The following is a 24010-nucleotide window of genomic DNA, read 5'->3' on the forward strand; positions in this document are numbered from 1 at the left end:
CCGTCATTCCGACGGCGGGCGGAGCAACCGGTAGGTGGGGCCGCAGGGCTCGAAATGGGGGTTGTAGAAGGAGTCGTCGCGCAGCTGGTCGCCCCAGCGGGCGCGCAGCCGGTGGGCCTCCCCGGCCAGGCGCTCCATCTTCTCCGGCGTGTCGTCGGTCCCCCGGGTCTGGGTTTCCAGGTGGTACAGCCGCGCGTGCGGCGTCCACAGAACGCGCAGGCCCGCGTGCTGGAGCTTCAGGCAATAGTCCACGTCGGCGTAGGCCACGGGCAGGTTCACCATGTCGAAGCCGCCGACCGCGTCGAAGGCGGCCCGCGAGGTCAGCAGGCAGGCGCCGGTGACGGCCGAGACCGTCCGCGGCAGCACCGCCTGGCCGAGGTGGCCGGGCTCGTCGGCGCCCAGCCCGACGAAGGCATGCCCGGCGATGCCCTCCGCGCCCAGGACGATGCCCGCGTGCTGGACCGTGCCGTTGGGGTAGAGCAGCTTCGCCCCGACCGCCCCGACGCCGGGCCGCGCCAGCAGGGAAACCATTTCGGCCAGCCAGCCCGGCGCGATCGCGACGACGTCGTTGTTGAGGAAGCACAGCGCGTCGCCGCGGCAGGCGCCCACCGCGGCGTTGTTGATCGCGGCCCAGTTGAACGGCCCGTGGAAATCGACGACGCGCACCCGCGGGTCGCGCGCAAGGCTGTCGAAAAAGGGACGCGAGCGCGGGTCGGCACTGTCGTGATCGACCAGGACGATCTCGTAGTCCGGATAGTCGGTCTTCGCCAGCAGGCTCGACACGCAGTCGCGGACCAGGTCGACGGCGTCCTTGGTCGGGACGACGATGGACACCTTCGGCGCCGGGGCGGGCAGGGGGTAGCGGATGCGGGCGCTGAACAGCCCGCCGGAGCGGGCGTGCGTCTCGCGGTCGGCGGTCACGGCGGCGCGGCTGCCGATCCGGCCATGGTGTTCCGCCACCACGCGCTCAAGCCCGGCCAGCAGGGCGGCCGGGTCGCCATTGCCCGAGAGCGAGGCCGGGTTGATGCGCCAGTGATAGAGGATGCGGGGAACGTGCCGGATGCCGGCGGCGCCGACCCGTTCCAGCAGTCGCAGCACGAGGTCGTGGTCCTGGACGCCCTCGTACCCCTCGCGCAAGCCCCCGATCTCCAGCAGCAGCCGCCGTTCGGCCACCAGCAGGTGGCAGACGTAGTTCAGGGACGACAGAAGCTCGGGATCGAAGCCCGGCTTGAAGGCGGGCGCCACGTGCCGTCCGTCCGGGGCGATGCGGTCCTCGTCGCTGTAGAGCACCGGGACGGGCGCCCGCGCCAGCTCCTCGGCCATGACCAGCAGGGCGTCGGGGGCCAGCCGGTCGTCGTGGTCGAGGAAGGCCACATGGTCGCCCGACGCCAGCGACAGGGCGCGGTTGGTGTTCGCGCTCACCCCGCCGCGGGTTCCGCTGAACACCGCGCGGATGCGGGGATCGCGGGCGGCTTCCTGCCGGATCAGCAGGCGCACCGCGTCGTCCCGCGAGGCGTCGTCGGCGATGCACAGCTCCCAGTGGCCGTAGGCCTGGGCGCGCACGGACTCGATCGCCTCCGCCAGCATCCACAGCGGCGGGTCGCAGACGGGCATGACCACCGAGAAGAGCGGGCGCCGGTCCAGCCCCGCCGCGCGCGCCGACAGCCGCAGGCGGCGGGTGGCGGTGTCGGCGTAATGCTCGTCGAAATAGGCGGCGTAGTCGGCGACGGAGCGGGCGGCGGCGGCGCGGCGGCGCGGCATCTCAGCGCGGATGTCCTCCAGGATGCCGGCAAGCTCCTCCAGCCGGCCGGCCAGCGGGTCGTTCCGCCCGCCGTCCTGCTGGTCCAGCGTGATGGCGAGGGGGCCGAAAACGATCTCGCCGCTGCGCCGGTCACGCAGATGCAGGACCCGTCCCGACCGGACGGAGAGCAGGACCTCGAACCCGTGGTCGCAGGTGGAGAAGCGCGCCAGGAGGTCGCGGCGCTGCCGGTTCGCCGAGACGCCGGCCACGACGGCGTCGTCGACCAGGACGTCGATGTCCACCGCCTCCTGCTCGTCCTGCGTGTTGACCGCCCAGCCGACGACGCGCGGCCCCTCCACGCCGTCCACGTTGGCGACCACCGTGCGGGGGGCCTCGGGGATGGACGATCCGTTCTCCAGCAGGTGCCCGGTCGCGGCGACCCGCACGGCAATGGCCGTCCGCGACGGGTCGATGCCGGGGAAGAAAAGCGCCAGGTCGATGTCGAAGCCGCAGCGGACCGGCCGGCCGAGCAGGTGCGACAAGACACCGCTGTCGCGGTCCGGCACGATCGTGACGGAGGCCGGGCCGGCGGACAGGACGAGCGGGACGGGGGTGTCCGGGGCCGCCACCGACAGCGCCCAGCCGAACAGGCGCGTCCCGTCACGCCCCTCCAGCCGCCCGTAGAACGGCTCCGCCGCCGACCGCCGCCCCAGGTCGCCGGTGGTGGTGTCGGTGGGGGGTGATGACGTCGGGAAGGCGTTGGTCATGACGGGGTCCTGCAAAGGCGTGTGGCTGCGCGCGACCACCGCCGGCCGTTCGGCTGCAATCGGTTCGGGGCGTCCCTTGTCTCAGCCGCGGCGCGGCTCCGTCAAGGGGGGCTCCATTTGTCACCGTAAACGGAAGACGGGTGTATTGGCTGCTGTCCTCATACTCGATATCTCTCTTTTTTCGTATGATGGCGTCGATGGGAACTACCTCCAATCGGAGACTGGCTATAAGATAGTTAATCCCCTGGAGGCCTTCCAAAGTCCGAGGATTCACGGCGCGGGTGCCTTGAAAGAGAAAACGGAGAAGTTGTAATGAGTGTCGCCTATATCCAGCCAATTTTTGTTCCGGATGAAAGGCTTTTCCAGAAAAACATCAGATCAATCCGTTCTCTGAAAGAGTATGGGAATGTTTACAAAATTCCCGATCGGTTGATTTTTGGTGGATGGGGTGTTGATCAATATGTTTTTGAGATTGAAGAAGAAATAAAGAAGCTTTTTCCGGAGAGCGTCTGTGTAAAATATGAAAAGAATTTTGGTAAGGCACATATTGTAAATGATCTTTACAATAAATATATAAAGGATGACGAGAGTATAGAGTATTTGTTATTGTCTGATTCGGACATTGTTTATGACTTGAACATTCCGAATTTTGTTGAGCGTCTGATTGTCTCTGGAGAGACGCTATCAGAATGGCAGGGAAAGCCGTTTGGCTTGATTGCTCCCAATCAGGCTGAGGGAAGTTGCCATGCCTTGGAGAAGATTCTGGCGAACCGATACAATTTCGACACCGCCTCGCATCAAGAGTCCGTGACCTATCCGAATGAGCCAAGCGGGATCGCGGGCAGTTGCTGGCTGACGGCGCGGCGGGCGTGGGACGCCGTCGGCGGGTATCGCACTATGGGAGTCTATGCTGGTGAGGATGCCTATTACCTGATGGACTTGGATGCCCAAGGCTTTTCGTACAGCATGTGTGACTCAATCCACGTGATTCATCCGCCCGACACGGATCCCGATTACAACAAGTGGAAGTACGACACCTGTGTCAGGGACACGACGGGCCATGTCGTTGCGGACTTGGACGATAAAATCAAGGACGCGAATGACTTTTGGTCCAGTCGGAATCCGAACAAGGCGCCAAGCTGACCGATGAGCGGGGGCTCCGCCAGTCGCCCCTCACGTCAAGAGGCGCGACTGGCGTCGATGGCATCCACACTGGGAGTCGGTTCCGGGCTGTCGTTCGACAGATGATCGACGTAACGGCTCATTTCCTTCGCTTTGTCCGATGCCCCCCAGAAGTGCACGAAGCCAAGCCGCTGCTTTCCGCCGCAAAGGACGTCGGCGTCCACCCATCGGACCTTGTCGGACAGGAGGTCGAGATCGAAACTCGACGTCTTGAACGCCACGTAGTTCGCAATGGCTTGGTCGAAGTGCGAGAGTGCCCGCCGGTTGGACTTCGCCTGGGCGTACCGGTAGATCGTGTCCCGGATTTTCAGAAGCGTCCGTGCATGGTCGCTGATCGACGGAATGCCGATGATTCCGGAATTGAACCCGCGCTCGTCATCGGGCGGCTTGCAACCGGCCTCCTGCAAGAGCGTGGCTCCCACGGATGGCGCTGTTGCCAAAAATGAAAAATCTTCTCGCTGTGCCGTCATCTTGGCGCTCAAGGCGAGCGTCTGCATCAGATCCTGCACGCCTAAATCGAACAGCACGTCTGTGTCGACGTATAGGAAAGGCTGGAACCCCGCGACCTTGCGCCACAAGGGAATCATGTACCGGGCCGCGCAGAAATCGATGAAGTCGCAGGCCGGCAGATTCCACACGTGAATGCGAGGGCGCATTTCTTCGGGGGCGTGACGGTCGACGAAATCCTTGTCCTTGTCGCCGATCACCAACACGTCGCCGCGGTAGTCGGCCAAAAAATGAAGAGATTTCAGGCTGCTCTTCAGAAGATTAAACGATTTTTCTCCGAAAGCACAGTAATAGATGAGCGGCCGATAAAGGGAGAACTCCTCCGCTTGCCAGTTGTTCAGCCAAAACGAAAAGCCATTGAACACAGCTGGGTCATAGGAAGGCGGAGTGCCCAGCCCTTGGAAGGATTCCGAGGTTTTTCGGAAAGGAATCGGCAAATTATCTTTCATTAATATTTTATAAGGTCCGAATGATAAGCAGAATTCGGAAGAAAATTTGATTTCGCTTTTCTCGATTATCCGACCGTCGGATCGAGAAATCCAGTCGTTTGCGGTAATGAAGCAGATATTATCCAGTTCATCCCAGGACAAAATCAGGAAAGTTTCCCAAGGGTTTGCCTCTGTGCGGGATGCGTGGACGTTTCCATCGGGGTCTGCACACAGGAAGAGGCCGTTGAGGCGCAGATGGACAGCCCTTCCGCCTTCGGGGTTAACAATGTCAAAGGCGATTGGGGCTCCTTCCACAGATGAAAGAGTGCTCGCTCCAACATAAAATTGTGAAATATCGTTGCGGTCGTGAGTGTTGATCAATTTCCTATGAATGAACTTCTGATGTTTTTCATCATAGCAAACAAATGTTCCGAAAAAGGTAAGCAATACGTGGTATTTGTTATTATTCATCGCTGAAGCCTTTAAAATTAGCCGCATTTTTGCGGATCATAGACATTCGTGGTTAACAAAAAGTTGAGGGTTGTTTGGCGGTACTGCGCACTCATACCGGCGGCGCATGAACACTTCCAGTGAGCGCCGCCGGTAAAAGCCCGGCAGATCAATGCGATAGCATTGATCGAGAGGGTGATACGGACGACGCCTTCAGGCGCCGTCCGTATCATACATTGCCTTTGCGAAGGATTGGCGGATGCAAACCTCCCTTGTTCAGGCGGGATTGCCGGGATAAGCGGTGGCCGTTGGGGTCGTCAGGAATTCCGTGTGCGGCCCATAACCGAGAGGCCGGAGGGGCCGCATAGCGCACGACGCAAACAGCCCAGTATCCTTCTTGATCGACTGCCGCTCCAAGCGCAGCGAGTAGGCTTGGAGTGGCAGCGTCCATAGCTGCTTCTCCAGCGGGATCAAGGGCCGCCCGATCCGGGAATACAGGCCCTCAAAGGTCGGCGACATTACCTCCCGCGCTTCGTCTGCGATGGCCCGGATCGACCGCCCAAGCACAGCCCTTTCCCCGCGTCCTGTTAATGAAGGTCTGCCCAATTTCCATTTGCGTATACGCGAAGTTTATGAGTGGTTGAATCATGGTGCCGCGCAGGCAAAGAGGTTGACGCGCGTGGTGGAACCGCGCACTCATGCACCGCCTTTGCAAGGGGGTAGCGGATGCGGATCCTTTGTTCAGGCGGTGATGCTGGGAAGGCCGTGATGCCGTCACGGCCCCTCGGGCTGGAACCGCGTGGCTTGGAACAACGGCAGGATCACGGTCTCGCAAGCAGGAGCGCATGTTGAGCAAGGTTGCACTGATCACCGGCGTCACGGGGCAGGACGGCGCCTATCTGGCGGAACTGCTGCTGGCGAAGGGCTACACCGTCCACGGGGTCAAGCGGCGCTCGTCCTCCTTCAACACGGAGCGGGTGGAGCATCTGTACCGTGACATGCACGAGGACGACGTCCGTTTCCGCATGCATTACGGCGACCTGACCGACGCGACCAACCTGATCCGCATCGTCCAGGAGGTCCAGCCGGACGAGATCTACAACCTCGCCGCCCAGAGCCACGTGCAGGTGAGCTTCGAGACGCCGGAATACACGGCGAACGCCGACGGGCTCGGCACGCTGCGCCTGCTGGAGGCCGTCCGCATCCTCGGCATGGAGCGCCGGACGCGCTTCTACCAGGCCTCCACCTCGGAGCTGTACGGGCTGGTGCGGGAGACGCCGCAGACGGAGACCACGCCCTTCTACCCGCGCAGCCCCTACGCGGCCGCCAAGCTCTACGCCTACTGGATCACGGTGAACTACCGCGAGGCCTACGGCATCCACGCCTCCAACGGCATTCTCTTCAACCATGAGGGGCCGACCCGCGGCGAGACCTTCGTCACCCGCAAGGTCACCCGCGCGGTCGCCGCCATCCAGTTCGGCCTGCAGAAGACGCTGTACCTCGGCAACCTGGACGCCAAGCGCGACTGGGGCCACGCCCGCGACTATGTCGAGGGCATGTGGCGCATCGTCCAGCAGGACCAGCCGGACGACTATGTCCTCGCCACCGGCGAGACCCACTCCATCCGCGAGTTCGTGGAGCTGGCCTTCGGCCATGTGGGGCGCCGGATCGAATGGCGCGGAACGGGCGTGGACGAGAAGGGCATCGACGCCGACAGCGGCGACGTGCTGATCGAGGTCGATCCGCGCTACTTCCGCCCGACCGAGGTGGATCTGCTGCTGGGCGATCCGTCCAAGGCGCGGGCGCGGCTGGGCTGGACGCACACCACCAGCTTCCCCGATCTCGTCCGCGAGATGATGGACAGCGACCTTGCCCGCCTTGGCCGAAACGACCGTGCCCGCTTCGGGGAAGAGGCGGGACGCCGCGCCTGATCCGGAGGCCGTCCCGTTCCACGGAAGCCGGCCATCCGCGTGTTAAGGCTGTGAAGCCACCGATGGACGGAGTATACAGGCCGCCGTTCGGTTCGTTTCGTTTCGGAGTTCGCGTGGTGTTGTCCAGAGCCTCCTCGCCATGGCGGCGCAGGCTTGCCGTCGCCGTTCGCAACCAGGGTGCCCGCAATGACGAGTGAGAGCATGACCGGCGCCCTGTTCCACCGGCGGAGCGGGGACATCTACGACTCCGGCGACCGCAGCCAGTCGGAACGGGCCTGGGACGACCTGCTGGACGGCGGCCGGCGGTGGCGGCTGTGGAGCAAGCTCGGCTGGCACGACATCCGCAAGCGCTACCGCCGCTCGGTCCTGGGGCCGTTCTGGCTGACGCTCAGCATGGCGGTGATGGTGGCCAGCCTGGGGCTGATCTACGGGACGCTGTTCCGGCTCGACCTGGAGAACTATCTGCCCTTCCTGGCCATCGGCCTGGCGACCTGGAACTTCGTCGCGTCCTTCCTGAACGAGGGCTGCACGAGCTTCATCGACCTGGAACCGCTGATCAAGAACGTGCGCATCCCGATGTCGCTGCACATCCTGCGCGTGCTGTGGCGGAACCTCATCATCTACGCGCACAACATCGTCATCTTCGCGGTGGTGGCGGTCATCTTCGGGGTGTGGCCGGGGGTGACGGGCGTGCTGCTGGCCCTCGCCGGGCTCGGCCTCCTGCTGGTGAACGCCGGCTGGATCATGCTGTTGTGCGGCATGATCTGCACGCGCTTCCGCGACGTGCCGCCCATCGTCGCCAGCGTGATCCAGCTGCTGTTCTTCGTGACGCCGGTCATGTGGAAGCCGGAGCTGCTGGGCGACCGCCGCTACCTGATGGTGCTCAACCCCTTCTACCACCTGATCGAAGTGATCCGGGCGCCGCTGCTCGGCCAGACGCCCGGCTGGGAGAACTGGGCGGTCGGCCTGCTGTTCGCCGCGGCCGGCTGGGCGTTCACCTTCGCCGTCTTCGCCCGCTTCCGCAAACGCATCGCCTACTGGCTGTAATGGCTTCGATCCACCTGAACGACGTCTCGGTCGATTTCGTCCTGTACCAGGGAAGCGCGCGCTCCCTGAAGAAGACGCTGCTGCGCTCCTCCACCAGCGGCGTGCTGAAGCACGACGCCCATCACCGCGTCACCGTCAAGGCGCTGAGCAACTTCTCGCTCGGCCTGGAGCACGGCGACCGGGTCGGGCTGGTCGGGGGCAACGGCGCCGGCAAGACGACCCTTCTGCGCGTGCTCGCCGGCGTGTACGAGCCGACGGCCGGGCGGATCCGCGTCGAAGGGCGCGTCACGCCGCTGTTCGACCTCGGCCTCGGCCTCGACATGGACGCGTCGGGCTACGACAACATCCGGATGCGCGCCGCCTATTTCGGCATCGACGCCGACGAGGTGGAGCGGAAGATGGACGACATCGCCGCCTTCACGGAGCTTGGCGACTATCTGAACCTGCCGGTCCGCACCTATTCGGCGGGCATGACGCTGCGCCTCGCCTTCGCCGCGGCGACCTCGGTCGATCCGGAGATCCTGCTGATGGACGAATGGCTCGCCGTCAGCGACAAGAAGTTCCTCGAAAAGGCCCAGCGCCGGGCCGAGAGCTTCGTGAACCGCTCCAGCATCATGGTCATCGCCTCCCACGTCGAGGACGTGCTGCGGCGGCTGTGCAACAAGATCCTCTGGCTCGAACGGGGCACGGTGCTGCGTTTCGGGCCGGTCGACGATGTGCTGGACGAGTACAACGCACGGACCGGGAACGACGCTCCGCTCCGCTGAGGAGGCGGTCGCGGGCGGTTCCAGAGCGGAGGAACGGATGACGGCGGGCACGGAGTTTTCCCTGGAGGGCAAGCGCGTCTGGGTCGCGGGGCACCGCGGCATGGCGGGGGCGGCGATCGTGCGCCGGCTGGAACGGGAGCCGTGCGAGATCCTCACCGTGGGCCGCGACCGCGTCGACCTGCGCCGCCAGGCCGAGGTGGAGGACTGGATGGCCGAGGCGCGGCCCGACGTCGTCTTCCTCGCCGCCGCCCTGGTCGGCGGAATCCACGCCAACAACATCCGCCCGGCCGAGTTCATCTACGAGAACCTGGCGATCGAGACCAACGTCATCCACGCCGCCAAGACGGTCGGGGTGCGCAAGCTCGTCTTCCTGGGCTCCTCCTGCATCTACCCGCGGATGGCGCCGCAGCCGATCCCCGAGGACGCGCTGCTCACCGGCCCGCTGGAGCCCACCAACCAATGGTACGCGATCGCCAAGATCGCCGGCATCCGGATGTGCCAGGCCTACCGCCGGCAGTACGGCTGCGACTTCATCTCGGCGATGCCGACCAACCTGTACGGCTTCGGCGACAACTTCGACGTCGAGCAGGGGCACGTCGCGGCGGCCCTGATGGTCCGGATCCACCGCGCCAAGGAGGAGGGCGCCGACAGCGTCGTCCTGTGGGGCGACGGCAGCCCGCTGCGCGAGTTCCTGTTCGTCGAGGATCTGGCGGACGGGCTGGTCTTCCTGGCGAAACATTATTCGGACGAGCCGCACATCAACCTCGGCTCCGGCCATGAGATCTCCATCCGCGGCCTGGCCGAACTGCTGCGCGAGGTGATCGGCTACCGGGGCGACTTCCGCTTCGACACCTCCAAGCCGAACGGCCCGCCCCGCAAGATCATGGATTGCAGCCGGCTCCATGGCATGGGCTGGACCGCCCCGACGCCCCTGCGCGAGGGGTACGAGCGCACCTACCGCTGGTACGTGGACAATCTGGGATCGGGAGTCCTGAGGGGTCTCGGGCGGGGTATGGGCGAAGCCCGCTGAGAGGACCGCCCTGAAGACGAGCGCCGCCCAGCCGCCATGATGACGCGGCGGATTGTCAAGCATTCCAACAGTCGGTGCGGCGCGGTCCGGCCGGGATATATTTAAGACGCGGTACAGTGCAGGGGACGGCTTATGCTGTCGGACATCTGTGGGGATAACTATTAACCAAAGCCCCTATACCTTGCCTTGCGCAGACTCGCCCAAATTGAGCCATTCGAGTGTGCGCTTGTATCTCATAAGGGTGGTACAGTACAGTGCCGCCACCGGCAGAGCGACCGAGGCACAGAGGCCATATGCAGAGCACCACCTCCAACGATCCGCAAGGCGTCTCTCCGGAGGGCGCACGCACCACCAGCCTCCACGCGCTTGCCATTGTGGCGCGTCATCATGGCCTGCACCTCTCCGTTGAGCAGATGCGGCGCGATTACGCCGTCGAGGCCGGGGAACCGAACACCCGGCTGCTGATGAAGATCGCCGAGGACAGCGGCCTGACCGTCCGGTCGTCCAAGCTGTCCTGGAAGCATCTGTCCCGCCTTGGCAAGGCCCTGCCGCTCCTGCTCCGCCTGCGCGACGGCAGCACGATGGTGCTGGTCTCCTTCCGGAAGGACGGCGACACCCCGGCCGCGATGCTTCAGGATCCGCTGAGCCCGGACCAGGCCTGCATCGCCGTGGACGAAATCCGCCTCGCCTCCGTCTGGGACGGCGACGCGATCTTCGTGAAGCGCCGCTACCGCGTCACCGACGAGGAGCGGCCGTTCGGCTTCGCCTGGCTGATCGGCCAGATCCTGCGCGAGAAGAAGATCTTCCGCGACGTCGGCATCTCCGCCCTCGTCCTCAGCCTGTTCGCGCTGATCCCGCCGCTGGTCTTCATGGTCATCCTGGACCGCGTGCTGGTCCACCAGCGCCTGTCCACCCTCTACGTGCTGGTCGCCGGCATCGGCTTCATGCTGGTCTTCGACACCCTGTTCGGCTTCCTGCGGCGCCATCTGGTGGCGCTCGGCACGGCCAAGGTGGACGCCCGCATCAGCACCTACATCTTCGACAAGATGATCGGGCTGCCGATCGACTTCTTCGAGCGCACGCCGACCGGCGTCATCTCCTACCGGCTGAACGAGGTCTGGCGCATCCGCGGCTTCCTGACCGGGCAGCTGTTCGGGACGCTGCTCGACAGCCTGACGCTGGTCGTGCTGATCCCGGCGATGTTCGTGCTGAGCGCGCCGCTGGCCTTCATGGTGCTGGGCGTGGCCTCGATCATGTTCCTGGTCGTGGCGATCTACATCGGGCCGCTGGCCCGGGCCTACGGCAAGGTGGTCGAGGCGGAGACGCGCAAGGGCGCCTTCATGATCGAGGTGCTGCACGGCATGCGCACGGTCAAGTCGCTGGCCCTGGAAGGCCGCAAGCGGCTCGACTGGGACGTCCGCGTGGCCGAGGCGGTGCGCGCCAACACCGCGATGCAGTTCCTGTCCAACCAGCCGCAGACCATCCTGCAGCCGCTGGAAAAGGGCATCTACGCCGGCACCCTGGCGGTCGGCGCCTACCTCGCCATCGGCGAGGGGGCGATCGTCAACGGCGGCACGCTGGTCGCCTTCAGCATGATCGCCAGCCGCGCCACCCAGCCCTTCGTGCAGATCGCCGCCCTGCTGCAGCAGTTCCAGGAAGTCCGCGGCGCCGTCGCCCAGGTCGGCAAGGTCGTCAACCAGGAGTCCGAGCAGGGTCTGGGGCGCCAGGGCGTGCGCCCGGTGATCAAGGGCGACATCAGCTTCTCCGAGGTGCGCTTCCGCTATCCGGGCGCGCAGAACCCGGCGCTCGACAACACGACCTTCGGCATCAAGGCCGGCCAGGTCATCGGCATCATGGGGCGGTCCGGCTCGGGCAAGACGACGGTCACGCGCCTGCTGCAGGGCCTGCACCAGAACTACGACGGCCTGATCAAGATCGACGGCGTCGACCTGCGCGAGATCGACCTCAACCACCTGCGCTCGAACCTGGGCGTGGTGCTGCAGGACAACTTCCTGTTCAACGGCACGATCCGCGAGAACATCATGGCGGCCAAGCGCAGCGCCTCCCTGGAGGAGGTGATGCGGGCGGCCCGCCTCGCCGGCGCGGAGGAGTTCATCGAACGCCTGCCGCGCGGCTACGAGACGGTCATCGAGGAGGGGTCGAGCAACCTGTCGGGCGGCCAGCGGCAGCGCATCGCCATCGCCCGCGCCCTGCTCGTCGACCCCGCCGTCCTCATCCTGGACGAGGCCACCAGCGCGCTCGACCCGGACAGCGAAGCGATCATCAACAACAACCTGACGCGCATCGCCCAGGGCCGGACGATGATCGTCATCTCCCACCGCCTCGCCTCGCTGGTGAACTGCGACCAGATCATCGTGATGGAGCGCGGCAAGCTCTACGACATGGGCAAGCACGACGAACTCCTCCAGCGTTGCGACGTCTACCGGCACCTCTGGTTCCAGCAGAACCGCCACCTTTCCCCGGGAAGCACTCATGACCGCGCTCCTCTTACGTCGGCCGCAAACAGCTGATCGCTTCGCCGAGCAGGCGATCAACGATTTCCAGGGCGAGACCGCGGAAATCACCGGCCGTGCGGATCCGATCGCCGCGCGGGCCATGGTGTGGGCACTCACCGGCATGCTGGTCGTGTTCATCACGATGGCCTCGGTGATGAAGCTCGACCGCGTGGTCAGCGCCCAGGGGCGCGTCGTGTCCCAGGCGCCGACCATCGTCGTCCAGCCGCTGGAAACCTCGATCATCCGCAGCCTCAACGTGCGCGTCGGCCAGACCGTGAAGCGCGGACAGGTGCTGGCGACGCTCGACCCGACCTTCTCGTCGGCCGACGTCGCCCAGCTGGAGCGGCAGATGGCCAAGCTGTCGGCCGAGATCGCCCGGCTGAAGGCGGAAGCCAAGAACACGCCCTTCGCGGCGGGCGGGGACGATCCGGACATGGTCCTGCAGGAATCCATCTGGCGCTTCCGCCAGGCGGAGTACGCGGCCAAGCTGGTCAACTTCGACCAGCGCCTGGCCACCCTGCAGACGACGGTCAAGAACAACCAGACGGACGCCGAGCATTACCGCTCCCGCCTGAAGATCGTCGGCGAGATCGAGACGATGCGGCGGACGCTGGAGAAGAACCAGACCGGCAGCCGCCTCAACTCGCTGATCGCCAGCGACACCCGGGTGGAGACGGAGCGCAACCTCGGCAACAGCGAGAACACCATCCGCACCGCCACCCACGACATGGAAGCCCTGCGCGCCGAGCGCGAGGTCTACATCCAGCAGTGGCGCAGCACCCTGCTGACCGACCTGTCGACCCGCCAGGTCGACCTGGAGCGCGTCCGCGAGGAGCTGGCGAAGGCGCAGAAGCGCCGGGACCTGGTCGAACTGCGCGCGGTGGACGACGCCGTGGTGCTGGAGGTCGGGAAGTACTCCGTCGGGTCGGTGGTCGAGCAGGCCCAGCCGGTCTACACTCTGGTGCCGCTGAACGCGAAGCTGGAAGTGGAAGCGGAGATCGCCGGCATCGACCAGGGCTTCGTCAAGCCGGGCGACCCGGTGCAGGTCAAGCTCGACGCCTACCGCTACGTCGAGCACGGGATGGCCAAGGGCGTGGTCAAGACGATCAGCGAGGACTCCTTCACCAAGCGTGAGGACCAGACCCAGATGGCGCGCCCTTTCTTCCGCGCCCGCATCGAACTGACCGACGTGACGCTGCGTGACGTGCCGGCCGATTTCCGGCTGGTCCCCGGCATGCCGCTGACGGCCGACATCGTGGTCGGCGCACGGACCATCATGGCCTATCTTGTCGAAGGAGCCCTGAAGAACGGTTCCGAAGGCATGCGCGAGCCGTAAGGGCGAGGGCTGGCGAACCGCCGGCACCGGATCGCCGCAGGGCGGTCCGGCGCGGCCGTCGGCAGCCCCGGCGGCCAGGGATCGGTACGGTTAAGGAAAGGGTGTTGAGGCCGATGCGCAAGCTCATCAAGGCAGCCGGGCGGCTGTTCGGCGCCGCTTCGCCGGACGACGAATACGCCAGGGGCCTGAAGGCGCACGAGCGGGAGGACTACAAGGCGGCCCTGCAGGCCTGGCTTCCGGCCGCCCGGGCCGGGCACGCCGGCGCGCAGTACCAGATCGGCCGCCTCTACGACCTGGGCAAGGGCGTGGTGCGCAACGCGGTCGACGCGGTCGGCTGGTACCGCCAAGCGGCCGACAACGGCCATGGCGACGCGCAGGCGCGGCTGGCCGAGATCTACTATTACGGCTGCGACGCGCCGAAGGGCATCGCCCCGACCGACGAGGCCCTGTCGGTCCTCTTCCCCAACGGCCTGAAGATCGAGCAGGACTACACGGAAGCGCTGCGCTGGGCGCGCGCCGCCGCCGAACAGGGCGTGGTCGGCGCGCAGGCCATGCTCGGCTACATGCACGCGTCCGGCTTCGGGATCGCCCCCGATTACGCCGAGGCGGAGCGCTGGTACCGCGTCGCCGCCGAACAGGGCAACGCGGCGGCCCAGCTCGGGCTCGGGACGCTGCTCGCCGGCGGCTACGGCGGCGGGTCCGACCCCGCGGCCGCGCACCAGTGGTTCCGCAAGGCCGCCGACCAGAAGAACGTGATGGCCTGGTATTACCTCGGCACCCAGTACGCCTCCGGCATGGGGGTGGAGCCGGATCCCGCCGAGGCCGTCGCCTGCTTCCGCCGCGCCGCCGAGGCCGGCGCCGCCGCCGCCCAGCGGGCGCTCGGCCTGATGTACGCGCGCGGGGTCGGCGTGGCGGCCGACCCGCACACCGCCGAAACCTGGCTGCGCAAGGCGGCGGTCCAGGGCGACACCGAGGCGATGATGCAGCTCGGCCACCTGAACAGCCGGGGCGCGGGGATGCAGCCCAACCTGTTCGACGCCGCGGTCTGGTACCGGTCGGCGGCCGAGATGGGCCACCGCGAGGCCCAGAAGATCATCGCGCAGATGTATTTCGCCGGATCCGGCGTGCCGCGCGACGAGATGGAGGCGGTCCGCTGGCTGGAGCGCGCCGCCGGCCAGGGCGACCCGCAGGCCCAGCTGCGCATCGGCGCGCTGTACGCCGAGGGGCGCGGGGTGGCCCGCGACTACGACCGGGCGCTCGACTGGTTCCGCCGCGCCGCCGAGCAGGGCAACAGCGACGCGGTCTACAACATCGGCACGCTGCACAGCCTCGGCCTCGGCGTGCCGCGCGACCCGGCGAGCGCCCTGAGTTGGTACGAGCGGGCGGCCGAACAGGGCAGCGTGCTCGCCCAGTTCCGGCTCGGCACCATGCTCGCCGCCGGCGATGGCGTGCCGCAGGACTACGCCCGCGCCGCCTTCTGGTCGCAGAAGGCCGCCGAGCAGGGCCATGTCGGCGCCATGATCAACCTGGGGCGCTTCTGCATGCAGGGGCTGGGGGTGGAGCGCAACACCGGGGAGGCGCTCCGCTGGCTGACCGCCGCGGCGGAGCAGAAGGAGCCGTCGGCCATGACGGCGCTCGGCGAGCTGCACGGCCATTGGAGCGACCAGAAGGACTTCGCCCGCGCCCGCAACTGGCTGGAGCGCGCGGCCGCCCTCGGCGAGGAGCGGGCCAAGATGCTGCTGCAGCGCATCCCCGCGGAGCCGCGGGACGATGAAGCCCCCAACCAGCTCCGCGCGGCCGGCGAGGGCTGATCCGGCCACCGCCGATCGGGCCGCCAAGTCAAACCACCTCAGGTCAAACCACCAGGGTGACGACGCCGGTCCCCTCGGGCCGGCCCCTTGCGGGCAGGCCGAGGGCCATGCGGCGGTGGATCTCCCCCGTCTCGGGCAGCGCGACCGGCCCCAGGTCGGCGTAGCCCAACGCGCGGTAGAGCGCGAGGGCGCCGGCGTTGTGCGGCAGGACCGCCAGCTCCAGCCGTGCGCAGCGGCCGGCGGCCCAGCGGTGCGCGGCCAGCATGAGCGACCGGCCCAGCCCGAAGCCGCGGACGTCCGGATGCAGCTCGATGCCGAGGGCAAGGGCTCCCGAACCGGGCGGCGCCGGCCAGTCCGGGCCGATCCGGCAATGCCCGACGATGCGGTCCCCCCGTTCCGCGACCAGCCAGCAACGGTCGTCCCCGGCCAGCTCCCCGGGCAGCCCCCCGGCCACCCAGGCGCGGACGTCCGCCGCCTCGGGGACGGCGGTGGCGGGGATGCCGCCGTTCAGGCGCGCCATGTCGGCCAGGAACGCGCGCAGCCGCGCCAGATCCGCGTCCGTCGGGCGGAGCGCCCGCAGGGTGACGAGGCCGAGCGCGGCGATGGCCAGCCGCGGGGCGCCGCGCAGCCGGGCCTCGGGAAAGTCCGGCAGGCGCACGTCCACGGCATGCTCCCGCCCGGCCAGGGCGTCGGGCACCGGCACGACGAAGCCGCAGCGCCCATCCCCCTTGCCGGCGGCTTCCAGGTCGGGGCGGTGCCGGTCGGCCGGCGCCTCGATCCGCGTCTCGACCCGCATGGCCTCCCGCATCGAGGAACCGCCGAACAGGATCTCCACGCGCAGCCGCCGGCCCGGATCGGACGGCAGCCAGGCCCAGCCGGCCACCACGGGGCCGACCGCGTCGAGGAAGCCTTCCGGGACGGCCGGCGTCATGCCTCCCGCGCGACGAGCGGCTCGACCGTGCGCAGCAGGCCGAACTTCATCAGGTGGACAAGGCTGCGCAGCAGCAGGAGCTGGCGCTCCGGCGGCACCAGGGCGGCGAGGTCGTCCACCGTCCGGCCCGGCGGGTCCAGGGCGTCCAGTGCCAGGACGAGGTCGGCCGCCGGGGACAGGATGCCGCGCGCCGGGGAGTTCAGCGGGTCGGCCTGCAGCGCCGCCAGGGCGTTGCCGACGGCCGTCCGCGTGGCGCCGTCGGCGCGCACCAGCCGCAGCCCCGGCTCCAGCACGCGCGTCGGGTAGGCCTGGAACATCCGCAGCGGATCGGGGCGCAGCGGGTTGCCGTCCTTCCCCGGGGCGCAGGGCGCGCGCTCCGGCGCGTGGCGGCGGATGTCGGCCAGCTGGCGCCAGATCTCCAGATACTGCGGGATGATCGCCCGCCAGTCGAACAGGGCGGCGGCGCGGGCGCGGCCCGCCTCGCCCATCCGGCGGCGCAGGCCCTCGTCCGCGGCCAGCCGCGCGTAGGCCTCGGCCGCCGCCTGCACGTCCACCGCGGTGATCTGCGAGGTGCGGCCGATGTAGTGGTCGTAGCTGTCCAGCCCGGCGGCGTAGCGGTCGGCGAGGTCGGCGCCGGCGCCCGGCGGCGGCAGGACGGTCGGCACGCGGAAGCCGTCCACGCCGTGGCGCACCGTCTCGCGGTAGCCGTTCCAGTCCGTGACGACGCAGGGCAGGCCGGCGGCCATCGCCTCCACCGGGGTGATGCCGAAGGTTTCCTGCACGTTGTCCACCAGCGAGGTGAACAGGTCGGCCGCCGCCCAGACGCGGCTCCGCACCTCGGGCTTGCGGCCGTCCAGGAAGATCGCGTTGACGCTGGGGCAGTAGCGCCGGGCTCCTTCGGTGAAGGCGGCGGCGATGGCGTCGTTGCCGAACCAGCCGGCCTGGATCAGGTGGATCCGCTTGCCGGTCAGGCGGGCGGCCTGCTCCAGCGCCAGGTACATGGGAAGCGGGTGCGCCTTGGCGTGGAAGCTGAGGCGGCCCATGAACAGCACCGCCACCTCGCCCTCGCCGATGCCGAGCGCCGCGCGCTCCGCCGCGCGCACCGACGGGTCGAAGCGGAAGGCATCCGTGTCCACGCCCAGCGGCACCACCGGCAGGTTCGGCATCGGCACCTCGGCCGCCCCCAGCCGGTCGCGCAGATACTCCGCGTAGGGGCGCAGGACGGCCTCAACCGAGGAACGCGCCGCCTGGGAGGTGCAGATCACCGCGTCCCAGGGCTGGAGCGGCGCGGTCGCCAGGGCGCCCAGGTTGTCCGGGGATTCCGACGTGGTGTGGGTGACGCCGCACAGGCTGTAGCCGCGCTGGTCGCGGGAACGCCGGCGCCAGGCGAAATGGTCGATGCTCGGCCCCGGCACGAACAGGCAGCCGACGGCGGCCAGCTTCGACGGTTCGGACGTCGGGTAGAGCGCCACGCGCCGCCCCGGCGCGTGTCGGGCGGCGAGGTCCACGAACAGCGGCGCCAGGTCCGGATGGTCGACGTGGCAGGCGAAGCTGTCCAGGTTCGAATGCCGGAAGAAGCCGATGAGGAAGGATTCGCCCGCCACATGGCGGCCCTTCAGGTCGGTCCGCGCGGTCTCATAGCCTTCGGGGTGGAAATAAATGGCGGCGTTGGACACGGGCGGCGGACGTCCTGGGCGTTGTAATAGGGCGGGGCAACGGGGCGGGAATGCCGGCCGGAGAGTAGCGGGGCCGCCCGCCCTCGGCAACGCGCCTGAACGCCGCGCCGTTGGTTATCCCTGCAGCCAGAGCCCCAGGTAGCCGTTGCCCTGCACGGTGCCCGGCAGCGCCGCGACCGCGCCGACCGCCTTGCCGGCCAGCGTCAGGCTGGCGTCGATGCGCCCGTCGCCGTCGATGTCGATCTGGGCGGTGGCCCCCTGGTAGCCGGCGGCCCCGTTCATCTCCGCCCAGGACAGGGTCGACCGGTCGTCCTGCCAGCCCCAGACCGTCACCGTCTCGCCCGCCTCCAGGTCGGTCACGGTGGACCAGACCGGCTGTCCCGTGCGGCCGTCGACGAAGAAGGTGTCCTTGCCCGCCCCGCCGGTGAGGAAGTTGGAGCCCGTGCCGCCGTCCAGCACGTCGTCGCCGGCCCCGCCGTCGATGGCGTCGTCGCCGCCCAGGCCGTTGATGAAGTCGTTGCCGGCGCTGCCGGCGATCACCTCGCCGGCGCCGCTGCCGATCCATTGCCATTGCAGCGACGACAGGGGGCCGGAATAGGAGGAGGCCTCCTGCAGGATGCCCTTGCCGGTCGCGCCGTCGGCCACCGCGTAGAAGGTGGTGGGCACGGTCCCGGCCTGGGCGTTGGGGTCGAGGGCCAGGGTCATGTCGCCGAAGGACAGCCGCTCGATGCTGCGCAGGGTGACCGTGCCGCTTGAGCTGGCCACCACCACCTCGCCGGCGCCGTTGTGCATGATGCTGTAGGCCCCGGGCGGTTTTTCGAACAGGGCCGTGTCGATCCCGTCGCCGCCGTCCAGCGTGTCGTTGCCACCGCCGCCGGTCAGCGTGTCGTTGCCGGCGCCGCCGGCCAGGAGGTTGTCGCGCTCGCTGCCGATCAGCAGGTCGTCGCCCGACCCGCCGACCGCGTTCTCGATCCAGCAGTCGTAGGCGATGCCGAGGGTCCGCGGCTCCAACAGGAATCCCGACGACCAGGCGGGGCCTAAGTCGCTGTAATGGCCGGGGCGCAGGTCGATCCTGGCGGCGGCCGTCTGGTTGGCCCAGCTGATGGTGTCGTTGCCGCCGCCGTCCCAGATGGTTTCGAAGATCGCCTGGCCCGGCGCCCAGGAATAGACGGTGTCGCCGGCGTTGGTGGCCATGTTGGCGCCGTACAGGTACTGCATCGCCTGGATGTCGTCGATCATCGGCGTGGTGGCGAAGCGGTCCTGCCAATAGCCCGTCGTCGGCGAGGCCCCGGCGAAGGACTTGTAGCTCATCACGCTGTAGAGCTGGCTGTCGATGGCCGTGGGTGCGGCGGGAAAGGCGGCCCCGCCCTCCTCGTGCGTGTGCTTCAGGCCGAGCGCGTGCCCGACCTCGTGCAGGGCGGTGAGGTAGGCGTAGGTTCCGCCGCTCCAGGACAGGGACGGGTCGGCGAAGCTGGTGCCGAACCAGACGTCCCCCCCTTCGGGCAGGTCGGCCCCCGCCATGATCGTGTAGGCGACCCCCGGCGACGCGCTGCCGCCGATGCGCAGGTCGCCGCAGGAGGTGGCGGTGTCGGCGACCTCGGTGCAGCTGATGTTCGCCACCGCGCTCCAAGTGCCGATCGCTTGGCGGATCGCCGCCTGGGCCGTGCCGGACAAGGTCCAGACGCTGCTGGGATCCGGCGTGGCGTAGCCGTCGCGGTAGGCGGACAGCCCGGCCACGCCGAAGGAATAGGTCAGGGAAACGCCTGTGCCGGGGGTGCCGTCCGTCCCCCATTTGTAGCCCGACAACAAGGAATCGATGGTGATGTTGCCGCTCGCGGTAACCCCAGATACGGGATACGTGTAATCAATTGCGCTCATCACTCGATATTCCGAAATGAAGATGGGCCGCGAGGAGCGGATGCCTCTTCATTTCAGAATGATTGCGAGCCGAACAACTATTCGAGAGAACGGCTACCCGGAAGCAGTCGTTGCCAAAGAGAGGTGTTTGATGGGGTTTGTTTGTCGTTCTTTTGGAAAGGGCGGCAACGCGCGGGCGTAACTCAGCCGGATGCCGGAAGCCATGGGGGTGCGCCGGGTTGTCGGTGGGCACAACCGGCCGGGCATCGGGGCGCAAACGGGACAGCGGATCGGATGAGGCCGGCATGAAGGCGGCGCCCCGGTCGGGCCCGGGACGTCTCCTCATCCATCATCCGCTTGGCGGCCGCCCGAACTTTCGCGGCGCCGCCATCCTGCCCTTCGGCGATTGTCCCCGTGGCCTTGGGGTCAAAGCATTCCGGTGCGCCGCCAGGCGGGCAGCTTCCGGTCCAGCAGGTCCGGCAGCACCACGGCGAGCCGGTCCCGCATGGCCGCGGGATCGGTGATCGGGCTGCCGTCCTCGGCCAGCACGGACCGGCCGAAGCTCTTGAGCGTGTCCGCCACGAAACCGCCCAGCGCCTGGACATCCGGCACCTGAGAGTCCGGTGGCCCGTTCCGGTCGCCGGTCAGCAGGCCGGCCAGGACGAGGCGGTCCAGCGAGTCCGCCGCCACGCCCTGCCCGACGACCGGTGCCGCGAGATAGAACAGCGCTTCGTCGAGCCCCATGCGCCGGGCGATCGCCCGGTTCAGCCGGCCGGCCGCCGCGCGGCCCTCCTCCGACGGTTCCACCAGCGGGTGCGCCTGGTTGGAGGACACCAGCAGCGCCAGGAAGCGCGACAGCGTGCCGAAGTCGTGCCGGGCCATCTCCGGCATCGCGGCGATCTCGCCCAGGCTCGGCGCGCCGGCGGCGAGCGCGTCGAGGATCGGCAGGCCGAGCGACGGGTCGTGGCGCAGCTCGCCCAGCGGGACCGGGACGGCCAGGCTGGCGTCCTCGCGCGGGACCAGCAGGGTGAAGCGCAGCCGCTTCAGCGCCGCCTCCGTCTCCGCCGGCGGCATCGGCTCCGGGCCGCGGACGAAGACGTCGCGGCGGAACACCTGGTTCACCGCGAAGTCGCGCACCGTCTCGGCCAGCGTGGGGTCGGCGATCTCCGCCAGGATGGGGCGCAGCTCCGCGCGCACCGCGAGGTCGTCGAAGTTCTGCGGGATGGTCGCCGAGCCGGCGTAGCCGAGCTTGGCGCGCGCCAGATCCGTCGCCACCTGGGCGTGGCCCAGCGGCTCCCAATGGCTGTTCAGGTATTCGTGGCTGAGATAGCGGCGATCCTGCTTCGCCATCATGTCCAGATGCTGCCCGGCCGCGCCGTTCACCGCGAAATAGCCGGCCCCGGCCTCGTTCAGCCGGTTGAGGAAGCCCAGCGCCGCGTCGAACTGGCGGTCGCTGCGCGCCGGGTTGGCCGCCGCGTGGGCCAGGATCAGCTTCTGCAAGGGCATCAGCGGCGCCCAGCCCGGCTGGCTGTTGTAGCTGAGATAGACCAGCCCGCCCGGCTTCAGCATCCGTTCCAGGATGTCCACGACCGCCCGGCGGTTCTCCGGGCTGATCCAGCTGTAGACGCCGTGCAGGGCGATGAAATCGAACCCGTCCCCGGCGTCCTCGGCGGGCAATCCGTCGGCGGCGACCTGCTGGAAGCTGCGCTCGTGGAAGGCGACGTTGGGAAGCTCCGCCTCCTCGGCCAGCCGGCGGGCGCCCGCGATGTGCAGCGGGTTGAAGTCGATGCCGACGAAGCGCCCCTGCGGATGCGTCGCGGCCAGGATGTTCAGGGTCATCCCCTGGCCGCAGCCCAGCTCGCAATAGCGGAAGGGCCGGTCGGCGCGCGGCGGCCGGATGCCGTTCAGCAGGCAGACGTAGGAGAGATAGCCGGGGGCCAGCTCCCGGTAGGCGCCGTGGGTGTAGGCGATGTCGGCGTTGTAGCCGTCGCTCCACGCGCTCATGCCGGGGTCCTCTCGGCAAGCGTCCCCGTCGCCAACGTTCCCTGGGCCGGCGTCCGGCCGGCGATCAGGTCGTCGGTCAGGGCGAGGAAGCGGGGCAGGGTGACGGTGCGCAGGTCGTAGTTCTCCACCGCCGTCTGCCGCGCCCGGTCGCGCAGCGCCTGCATGCGGTCGGGATGCTCGAACACCTCGTCGATGCGGTCGGCCAGCCCGGCGCCGTCGAAGAAGTCGACCAGCAGCCCGTTCTGCCGGTCGCGCAGCACCTCCTCCACCGGGATGGTCGAGGAGCCGATGATCAGGCAGCCGGCCGCCATCGCCTCCAGGAAGGACCAGGACAGGACGAAGGGGTAGGTGAGGTAGACGTGGGCGGAGGAGACCCGCAGGATCGTCAGGAAGCTGGGATAGGGCACCTTGCCGAGGAAATGCACCCGCTCCCGGTCGATGCCGGCCCCGACCTCGTCCAGCAGGATGTCGCGGAAGCTCCGGCCGTCGGGGGCGGCCTGGCCGTAGCTGACCTCGTCGCCGCCGACAACCAGCACATGGGCCTTCGGGCGCCGCTTCAGGATGCCCGGCAGGGCGCGCATGAAGACGTGGAAGCCGCGGTAGGGCTCCAGGTTGCGGGCGACGTAGGTGATCACCTCGTCCTTGCGCGTCAGCGTCAGGCCCGATGGCAGGCGCAGCCAGGCGTCCGGCTCCGGCCGCACGATGGTGGTGTCCACGCCTTCGTGGACGACGCTGATGCGGGAGCGCATGTAGTCGGGGTAGAGCGACCACTGCCAGCCGGTCGGGGTGTGGCCCCAGTCGGCGGCGTCGAAGCCCAGCGTGTTGATCGCGTTCTTGGTCCGCACCCGCGGCCCGTCGTTCAGGTTGACCGGCAGCGACGGGTCGAAGCCGATGTCGGCCCCGGTCAGGTGGTAGAAGAACTCGAAGTAGGCGAGCAGCGGCACGTCCGGCCAGACGTCCTTCATGTACAGCGTCTCGCCCCAGCCGTTGTGGCCGATCATGATGTCGGGGCGGAAGCCCTCGGCCTTCAGCCGCCGGCAGACCTCGTAGACGCCCTGCCCGTAGATGACCGCCTGCTCCAGATCCTGGAGATAGTGGTGGGTCGAGGGCCGCGCGGCGCGGAAGGGCTGGTAGGTCGCGCGCTCCACCCCGGGAATCTGGAGGGGGTTGTCGTGCGAAATGAAGACCACGCGGTTGCCGGGCTGCGCCGCCAGATGCTGGACGACGTGCTGGTACTGGCCGGGGAAGTTCTGGTGGACGAAAAGGTAATTCATTGCACGTCGCCGATTCCGCAGGGGGCCCGCCGCGGGCCGTGTCGTCGTTGTTCCGTGGGCGCCGGGCCTGTCGGGCCAGAAGCCGTTGGGCCAAGAGCCGTTGGGCCGTGAGCCGTCAGGCCGGGGAGAAATCCTGGGCGATGCTGTCCGGCGGCGAGCCATCCGGGGCCGGGGTCCGGTACGCCCTGACCCGCAGCTCGTAGGCTTCGCCCCGGCGCCACATCGCGAAGCTTTCGAAGCCCGCGTCCTGCAACGCCTTGCCCAGCGTCCGCGGCGTGAAGCCGGTGCGGTGGGCCATGAAGCGGTTGCCGGCGGCAAGCGCCGGGCCATAGCCGTAGAGGACGTCCAGGGGGCGGACCGGCCCGGTGCCGGTCTCGTAGAGCGGCTCGTCGAGCTGGTCCGCCGCCACCAGCCGCGCCACCGCCTGGAGGTCGGGCACGGTCAGCAGCAACTGCCCGCCCGGCCGGAGAACCCGCCGGAACTCCAGCAAGGCCTGCGGCACCTCGTGCGGTTCGAGGTGCTCCAGGTTGTGCGACGACCACACGGCGTCCACCGACCCGTCCTCCACCTCCGGCATCCCGGTGATCGAGGCGGTGATGTCGGGGTCGACCGCCGGGTCGATGTCGAGCCGCAGTTCCCGCCACTCCTCGGCCGGAAAGGCGTCGCCGATGACGCTGAGGGCCCGCGGACCGCACCCGACGTTGAGCACGGTCTTGCGCGGAGCCGGGGCCGCCTCCGGAAGCGACTGGGGCATC

The 24010-nt window shown here is 68.1% G+C and carries 16 protein-coding genes and 1 pseudogene; 8 read left to right on the top strand and 9 right to left on the bottom strand.

Features of this window, described 5'->3' with window-relative positions; all coding sequences use genetic code 11:
* Window positions 1–3 precede the first annotated feature (3 nt).
* Window positions 4–2508, bottom strand: a complete 2505-nt coding sequence (locus tag J2851_RS20050) for a glycosyltransferase family 2 protein (RefSeq protein WP_209768379.1) — start codon at window positions 2506–2508, stop codon at window positions 4–6.
* 312 nt (window positions 2509–2820) lie between these two features.
* On the opposite strand from J2851_RS20050, the gene J2851_RS20055 reads away from it, so the two are divergent.
* Complete coding sequence (locus tag J2851_RS20055; protein WP_209768381.1) at window positions 2821–3651, top strand: hypothetical protein; 831 nt, start codon at window positions 2821–2823, stop codon at window positions 3649–3651.
* Between the two features lie 35 nt (window positions 3652–3686).
* On the opposite strand, the gene J2851_RS20060 is transcribed toward J2851_RS20055, so the two are convergent.
* Window positions 3687–5096, bottom strand: coding sequence for a fascin domain-containing protein (locus J2851_RS20060; RefSeq protein WP_209768382.1), 1410 nt, complete (start codon window positions 5094–5096; stop codon window positions 3687–3689).
* A 372-nt stretch (window positions 5097–5468) separates the two neighbouring features.
* Window positions 5469–5633, bottom strand: a pseudogene (locus J2851_RS35865) (IS5/IS1182 family transposase); the annotation flags it as partial.
* Between the two features lie 287 nt (window positions 5634–5920).
* Between J2851_RS35865 and gmd the strand changes: the two are divergent.
* From gmd to J2851_RS20095, 7 genes are all read left to right on the top strand, one after another.
* On the top strand, window positions 5921–7006 hold the full coding sequence (gmd, locus tag J2851_RS20065; protein ID WP_209768385.1) for a GDP-mannose 4,6-dehydratase: 1086 nt from the start codon (window positions 5921–5923) through the stop codon (window positions 7004–7006).
* A 201-nt stretch (window positions 7007–7207) separates the two neighbouring features.
* Window positions 7208–8053 (top strand): ABC transporter permease, encoded by an 846-nt coding sequence (locus J2851_RS20070; RefSeq protein WP_209768387.1) that lies wholly within the window; start codon window positions 7208–7210, stop codon window positions 8051–8053.
* Window positions 8053–8820, top strand: coding sequence for an ABC transporter ATP-binding protein (locus J2851_RS20075; protein WP_209768389.1), 768 nt, complete (start codon window positions 8053–8055; stop codon window positions 8818–8820). The genes J2851_RS20070 and J2851_RS20075 overlap by 1 nt, the downstream gene beginning before the upstream one ends.
* Window positions 8821–8857: 37 nt before the next feature.
* Window positions 8858–9850 (top strand): GDP-L-fucose synthase family protein, encoded by a 993-nt coding sequence (locus J2851_RS20080; protein WP_281416061.1) that lies wholly within the window; start codon window positions 8858–8860, stop codon window positions 9848–9850.
* Window positions 9851–10143: 293 nt separating this feature from the next.
* Window positions 10144–12381: a peptidase domain-containing ABC transporter gene (locus J2851_RS20085; protein ID WP_209768391.1), complete on the top strand. Its 2238-nt coding sequence runs from the start codon at window positions 10144–10146 to the stop codon at window positions 12379–12381.
* Entirely contained in the window at window positions 12344–13702 is a 1359-nt protein-coding gene (locus J2851_RS20090) for an HlyD family type I secretion periplasmic adaptor subunit (protein ID WP_209768393.1), read from the top strand. The genes J2851_RS20085 and J2851_RS20090 overlap by 38 nt, the downstream gene beginning before the upstream one ends.
* Window positions 13703–13815: 113 nt before the next feature.
* Complete coding sequence (locus J2851_RS20095) at window positions 13816–15513, top strand: tetratricopeptide repeat protein (protein WP_209768395.1); 1698 nt, start codon at window positions 13816–13818, stop codon at window positions 15511–15513.
* A 43-nt stretch (window positions 15514–15556) separates the two neighbouring features.
* Here the strand turns inward: J2851_RS20095 and J2851_RS20100 are convergent, their stop codons facing one another.
* From J2851_RS20100 to J2851_RS20125, 6 genes are all read right to left on the bottom strand, one after another.
* The gene (locus J2851_RS20100; protein WP_209768397.1) at window positions 15557–16444 is read right to left on the bottom strand and encodes a GNAT family N-acetyltransferase; all 888 of its coding nucleotides are present in this window, start codon (window positions 16442–16444) and stop codon (window positions 15557–15559) included.
* Window positions 16441–18120, bottom strand: coding sequence for a glycosyltransferase family 4 protein (locus J2851_RS20105; protein ID WP_209768398.1), 1680 nt, complete (start codon window positions 18118–18120; stop codon window positions 16441–16443). The genes J2851_RS20100 and J2851_RS20105 overlap by 4 nt, the downstream gene beginning before the upstream one ends.
* 114 nt (window positions 18121–18234) lie before the next feature.
* Window positions 18235–19998: a M10 family metallopeptidase gene (locus J2851_RS20110; RefSeq protein WP_209768401.1), complete on the bottom strand. Its 1764-nt coding sequence runs from the start codon at window positions 19996–19998 to the stop codon at window positions 18235–18237.
* Between the two features lie 405 nt (window positions 19999–20403).
* Window positions 20404–21981 carry a class I SAM-dependent methyltransferase gene (locus J2851_RS20115; protein WP_209768404.1) on the bottom strand — a complete coding sequence of 526 codons (1578 nt, stop codon included), beginning with the start codon at window positions 21979–21981 and terminating at the stop codon, window positions 20404–20406.
* Complete coding sequence (locus J2851_RS20120) at window positions 21978–23255, bottom strand: glycosyltransferase family 4 protein (protein WP_209768406.1); 1278 nt, start codon at window positions 23253–23255, stop codon at window positions 21978–21980. Before J2851_RS20120 ends, J2851_RS20115 begins: the two co-directional genes overlap by 4 nt.
* Before the next feature lie 115 nt (window positions 23256–23370).
* Window positions 23371–24009: a class I SAM-dependent methyltransferase gene (locus J2851_RS20125; RefSeq protein ID WP_209768408.1), complete on the bottom strand. Its 639-nt coding sequence runs from the start codon at window positions 24007–24009 to the stop codon at window positions 23371–23373.
* Between the last annotated feature and the right edge of the window lies 1 nt (window position 24010).

The organism is Azospirillum rugosum (assembly GCF_017876155.1).
Classification (GTDB): domain Bacteria; phylum Pseudomonadota; class Alphaproteobacteria; order Azospirillales; family Azospirillaceae; genus Azospirillum; species Azospirillum rugosum.